Raw genomic sequence first — 2,202 nt, 5'->3', positions numbered from 1 at the left:
CGATCATATGCTTAATTTCAGGGGGTACTTGAGCGTTCATATCCTCCCCAATCATCGGTATGCCATTGTTTACAGTTAGTTTTACCTTCTGTGTTAACTATCAGTTCTTCAATAAATTGGTCAGTATGTTTACCAACTCTCCCTGTGAGAATCAGGCGTTGGTAATTGATGGGATGATTTATATTTCGGGGTAGCGCTCTGTAACCTACCCCGGTTAATCATTGGGGGATTGCCCCTACAAATTTCATCCTGTAATTTACCAACGCCGAGAATCAATTCACTTGAGGATGCTTGAGTCATCCCAATCCAACAATCACCTGCCCTCAGTTCATTCGACTGGCAGTGATGCCTGTTTTTTTGGACATTCATACCAAAATTTATCTCCACTGATTTGTGAGGTTTCAATATGCGCCTACATGAGCATCATGAATCATTTGTCCTTGTCTTGAGTACCTTTTAAATTTTTATCAACTGGGTAGGATGGTTAAAAGTGAGCCTATCCTACCCAAGATAACAGATAGTTTTTCTACAAGACTAAATTAAGCTCTAACAGCGTATATTGCTCCAATATTAATACTACGAGGTAGACGAGAAAAAATTGCAAAGCCTTCTTGACGCAAATATTCAGCTAATTGCTCTGGCCCTTTACTATGCTATTCCATCATAATTATTTTAATCTGATTTAATTGCCCTTTTACTACCAAAGAATCAAAGATTTCATACTCAGATCCTTCACAGTCAATCTTGGCAACAATATCCATATCTGGGTGCTGAGAAATTATTGAATTTAACTCTTCGCTAATAGGTTTTAAAGTCAGCTCTTCTTTCGGGAGAGATTTATTTTGCTTATTGTTTGTTCGGTCTTCTGAAACTCCAATACTTGCTCTTAATTCATAATCAAATTCGACTGTTACTTTTTTTCTGCATCAGCAATTCCATAACTAAATGGCTTAATTTTGAGAGAAATATCTGGGTTTAAATCAAAATTATGTAGTGCTTGTTTATCGGTAACGTTGAATGTTTCGTAACTCCAGATTGACTTCACATTTTCCTGACTAGCAAAATATAGACTAGCTAACCCTACATTCATGCCAATATCTAGCATAACTACGGGGCGGTCATAAATAAAAGTATAAATTCCTAACCAAAAAATTTCCCAAATAATAGAAAGTTCTTCTGCTGTTTGAACATTTACTTTTATGCCTTCTATTTCTACAATCAATTCATCATTTTTCTCTATAGTAAACTTGGCATTTAACTTTTTCTTGATAAATTTTGCTTGATTCAATGCTTTTTTATGGAGTAGAAAATCATGTTTTTCCTTTTCAACATATATATCCAGTGGCTTGAGAAATAATTTATCTGAGCCGCGCTATACTTCTACATCATTAAAACTCATATTTAACTTAGGAATTTTATCTACCCAATACCAATTAGGTATCTTCTGGTAATTCCTCACATTTCTCAAAAAATTCTTAGTCTTTAACAATGGTTCTTTTAACATTATTCGTATTCCTCTTAAGTAAACAAACTGAATAATTTATTTGAAGGAAAGATCACATTGTTGTTACTACTTTCTCTCCGTACCTAGCCATTGATATAACACCTAGATGAAGAAAAAAATGAGTATAATTAGGGTTTGCGCTCATAAGTCTTATTGGTGAGGGTAGGAGACAGGAGACAACCCACCCCCAACCCCTCCGGTGGAGGGGAAGACAGGAGACAGGATAAATGGGTACTTAGAGGAGGTAGGAGCGGGCGTTTTGTAAGAATGATTTTTCTGCCCAACTATGCGCCTAAAATACTAACTTTTTGAGCGTGAAGAGCTGAAAAACAGGCACTTTTTTTGAACCAAAAAAGGCTAAAACCTTTATCTGTAAATACTTTTAGATTTAATCAGCAAGCCCTAATTATAGCCATCATAGCATAATAATTCTCTTCATTTATCTAAAACTACTGATAATTTTCTCAAAGATTTTATAAAATCTTTTTATAATTGGTGAAAATTCTTAACTTTATGAAATATTAGGGATGGCACAGAGAGTAAGCATTCAGCTATTAGCAGTTAGCGCTTCCCTGCGAGATGCTACGCAAACAGTAATTAGTAATGAATAATTACTTCTCAGTTTTGAGAAGGGGACTTTAGCAGTAACTTTTTATTCTTTCTCAATTTTTCAATTGCTTTGACCTTCCACAAAATTA

3 protein-coding genes and 1 pseudogene are annotated in these 2,202 nt (G+C 35.0%); 1 reads left to right on the top strand and 3 read right to left on the bottom strand.

What is annotated here, in order from left to right:
• Positions 1-32 precede the first annotated feature (32 nt).
• The 3 genes and pseudogenes from F6K13_RS29695 to F6K13_RS29685 form a co-directional block, all read right to left on the bottom strand.
• Positions 33-143 (bottom strand): annotated as a pseudogene (locus F6K13_RS29695) (IS1 family transposase); the annotation flags it as partial.
• Between the two features lie 767 nt (positions 144-910).
• Positions 911-1,288, bottom strand: coding sequence for a hypothetical protein (locus F6K13_RS29690; protein ID WP_124143674.1), 378 nt, complete (start codon positions 1,286-1,288; stop codon positions 911-913).
• A gap of 84 nt (positions 1,289-1,372) precedes the next feature.
• Positions 1,373-1,504, bottom strand: coding sequence for a hypothetical protein (locus F6K13_RS29685; RefSeq protein WP_275670300.1), 132 nt, complete (start codon positions 1,502-1,504; stop codon positions 1,373-1,375).
• 153 nt (positions 1,505-1,657) lie between these two features.
• Here F6K13_RS29685 and F6K13_RS29680 point away from each other — a divergent pair, with 153 nt between their 5' ends.
• Positions 1,658-1,816 (top strand): hypothetical protein, encoded by a 159-nt coding sequence (locus F6K13_RS29680; protein ID WP_161564365.1) that lies wholly within the window; start codon positions 1,658-1,660, stop codon positions 1,814-1,816.
• Positions 1,817-2,202: the final 386 nt, after the last annotated feature.

It is taken from the genome of Okeania sp. SIO2B9, from assembly GCF_010672505.1.
GTDB classification, from domain to species: Bacteria; Cyanobacteriota; Cyanobacteriia; order Cyanobacteriales; family Microcoleaceae; genus Okeania; species Okeania hirsuta.
Note: the sequence above shows the minus strand (reverse complement) of the source record. Positions and strands in the feature narration are given on the sequence as shown.

What these genes read in the sequence shown, in the direction of transcription:
- F6K13_RS29685 (WP_275670300.1), bottom strand. Translation starts at nt 1,504, where the DNA reads ATGTTAAAAGAACCATTGTTAAAGACTAAGAATTTTTTGAGAAATGTG.